3 protein-coding genes are annotated in these 3,003 nt (G+C 56.6%); all 3 read left to right on the top strand.

Going from position 1 to position 3,003, the window contains the following annotated elements:
- A partial coding sequence (locus tag AC01YT_RS13535; RefSeq protein WP_476676274.1) for a restriction endonuclease subunit S domain-containing protein occupies positions 1–366 on the top strand: 366 nt, incomplete at its 5' end.
- Positions 363–1,004, top strand: a complete 642-nt coding sequence (locus AC01YT_RS13540) for a transposase (RefSeq protein WP_476676276.1) — start codon at positions 363–365, stop codon at positions 1,002–1,004. The genes AC01YT_RS13535 and AC01YT_RS13540, both read left to right, overlap by 4 nt.
- Positions 992–3,003, top strand: a 2,012-nt coding sequence (locus AC01YT_RS13545) for a type I restriction endonuclease subunit R (protein WP_476676278.1), incomplete at its 3' end; no start/stop codon positions are given. The genes AC01YT_RS13540 and AC01YT_RS13545, both read left to right, overlap by 13 nt.

Genomic DNA, 3,003 nt, shown 5'->3' on the forward strand with positions numbered 1-3,003 from the left:
CTGGCATTTGAGGACTGTGCTATCGGGCGCGGTGTAGCTGCCGCGAGACACAAGAGTGGAGCCAAGTCCTACACCTATTACTTCATGCAGGAACTAGCTGACGTGTTCAACCGCTTCGAAGCAGAAGGAACCGTGTTCGGTTCAATCAGCAAGAAGGACTTTCACGCAATTCAGTGTGTCATTGTCCCATCACAAGTAATTGAAGCGTTTGAGCAACTTTGCGAACCAATGGATGCTCGGATTGAATTTGCTGAGATCGAATCCCACACGCTAGTCGCTCTGCGCGATGCGCTGCTGCCTAAGCTCATCTCCGGCGCGCTGCGGGTGAAGGATGCGGAAAGGTTTTTGCAGGAGCGAGGACTATGAAATATGATCCGCAAAAACATCATCGCCGATCCATACGCCTGCAGGGATATGATTACACCCAGCCAGGGGCGTATTTCATCACCACCGTGACGCGGGATCGCGCGTGTTTGTTTGGCCAGGTGATAGATGGGGAAATGCGTTTGAACGATGCAGGGGTAATTGCCCGCCAATGTTGGCTGGATATCCCGAACCATTGTTCCAACGCCCAATTGGATGAATTCGTGATCATGCCAAACCATGTGCACGGTGTTATCGTGTTGCTGGAATCGTCGGATGTGACGTACAACGTAGGGGCACGGCATGCCGTGCCCCTACCGAACGACGCCGTGCCCCTACCACGGGATCTATCCACAGGCGAAAAATTTGGCAACCCCATTCCTGGGTCCATCCCCACAATCGTTCGTTCATACAAATCCGCCGTCACCAAACGGATCAACGAATGCCACGGCACACCCGGCGCGCCCGTCTGGCAACGTGGTTATTACGAACACATCATCCGCAGCAGTGAATCGCTAAACCACATCCGGGCATACATTTTGAATAACGTGCTTCAATGGGCGCTGGACCGGGAAAATCTAGATGTTATGGGGATACAGCCTGCCGTGCCCCACCCGGAGGACGTACTATGGTATATCTGACCGAATCCACCGTCGAATCCGCCGCCCTCGCTTGGCTGGAAGCCCTTGGCTGGCGGGTCAAGAACGGCAGCGAGATTGCCCCGGATGGCGCTACCCCCGAACGGAGGAGTTTTTCCGAGGTCGTTCTGGAGCGCCGCCTGCGGGATGCGTTAGCCTTGCTCAACCCCGATCTCCCCGCCGAAGCGCTGGAAGACACCTTCCGCCGTCTGACCCATCCCGAAGGCGCGGATATTCTCTCGCGCAACCGCGCTTTCCACAAAATGCTGATCGAAGGCGTCAACATAGAATACCGCGCTGCCGATGGCGGAATCCGCGGCGCGCAGGCACGCGTTCTGGATTTCGACAACCCAGCCAACAACGACTTTCTGGCCGTCAATCAATTTGCTGTGGTAGAAAACCGTCACTCGCGCCGACCAGATATTCTCCTTTTCATCAACGGCTTGCCGCTGGTCATCATCGAACTCAAAAATCCCACCGATGAGCAAGCCACCATCTGGACTGCCTATCAGCAACTGCAAACCTATCGCTCTGAACTACCCACCCTGTTTGCTTTCAACGAATTGCTGGTCATCTCGGATGGTTTAGAAGCCCGCCTTGGCGTGCTGGATGCCGGGCAGGAATGGTTCAAACCCTGGCGCACCATCACCGGCGAAGATTTTTACCCATCGGTGGACGATTTAAGCGCTCAGTTGGGCGCGCCGCGTGTTCCTGAATTGCAAGTTTTGCTGGAGGGAGTGTTCAACCCGGCGCGTTTGCTGGCTCTGCTGCGCGATTTCATCGTTTTCGAGAGCGATCCTTCGCGGCTGGTCAAAAAAGTAGCCGGTTATCATCAGTTTCATGCCGTGCAAATTGCTGTGCAGGAAACCCTGCGCGCCTCGGCGATGCAACAGGTCATCTGTGAACAGACTTCCGGCTACCTAACGCGCCGTCAACCGGGCGGTCAACCGGGCGACCGGAGGGTGGGGGTGATCTGGCACACTCAAGGCAGCGGCAAGAGCCTGACGATGGCGTTTTACGCCGGGCGGATCATCCGCGAACCCGCCATGCAAAACCCCACCCTGGTTGTGCTGACCGACCGCAACGACCTGGACGATCAACTGTTCGGCACATTTTCCCGCTGCCAGGATTTGCTCCGTCAGGCCCCGGTACAGGCAGAAAGCCGCGCCCACCTGCGAGATCTGCTCGCGGTGCAGTCGGGCGGGGTTATCTTCACTACCATTCAAAAGTTCCTTCCCGAAGAGAAAGGCGACCGCAACCCCACCCTCTCTGAACGACGCAACATCGTGGTCATTGCGGATGAAGCCCACCGCAGCCAGTATGATTTTATTGACGGCTACGCCCGTCACATGCGCGATGCTTTGCCCAATGCCTCGTTCATCGCCTTTACCGGCACACCGATTGAACTGGGCGACCGCAACACCCGTGCCGTATTTGGCGATTACATCAGCATTTACGATATTCAACGCTCTGTTGAAGACCGCGCCACCGTGCCAATTTATTACGAGAGCCGCCTGGCCAAACTCAACCTGCCCGACGAACTTAAGCCCAAAATTGACAGGGAGTTCGAAGAGGTCACCGAAGGCGAAGAAGTGGAGCGCAAGGAGCAACTCAAGACCAAATGGGCGCAATTAGAAGCCATTGTGGGTGCACCCCGCCGTCTGGAATTGCTGGCACGTGATATTGTCGAGCATTTTGAACAGCGCCTTGCCGCACTGGAAGGCAAGGGGATGGTCGTCTGCATGAGCCGCCGCATTGCGGTGGAATTGTACCGCGAGATTGTCCGCCTGCGCCCGGAATGGGAAGATCCCGATGACGAACGGGGGCAGATCAAGGTGGTGATGACCGGTTCAGCCGCCGACCCGCCCGACTGGCAGCCCCACATCCGCGACAAACGCCGCCGCGAAGCGCTGGCAAACCGTTTTCGCGATCCCAACGATCCTTTCAAGTTAGTCATTGTGCGCGATATGTGGCTGACCGGCTTCGATGCTCCCAGCCTGCA

It is taken from the genome of Thermanaerothrix sp. (genome assembly GCF_056331585.1).

Coding starts and splice junctions, on each gene's coding strand:
- AC01YT_RS13540 (WP_476676276.1), top strand. CDS start 363: ATGAAATATGATCCGCAAAAACATCATCGCCGATCCATACGCCTGCAG.